Annotated in this window: 1 pseudogene; it reads right to left on the reverse strand. The window is 60.6% G+C overall.

The window, feature by feature from the left end:
• Positions 1 to 226 (reverse strand): annotated as a pseudogene (locus EXE42_RS20030) (RNA-guided endonuclease TnpB family protein); the annotation flags it as partial.

Here is a 226-nt window from a genome sequence, read left to right on the forward strand (position 1 = left end):
GTTCGCTGTCTCGAATCTCTGCCTCGCGGACGAGTCGTTCGTCCTTGTGTGGAACGTGTGCTGGACACCAGATGGAGTTGCCCCGTCCGCGCTCGGGGTCGTAGACAGGAACCTTCACCCACCACGACGAGAGAACGGTATCCGCGTCGTGGGACACGTCGAATACGTCGTTCCGGAGGACGACGGGTTGTTCCGTGCCTGGGTTCGGGTCTTTCTGCTGTTGAAC

Source organism: Halorubrum sp. SP3 (assembly GCF_005435195.1).
Lineage (GTDB): Archaea > Halobacteriota > Halobacteria > Halobacteriales > Haloferacaceae > Halorubrum > Halorubrum sodomense.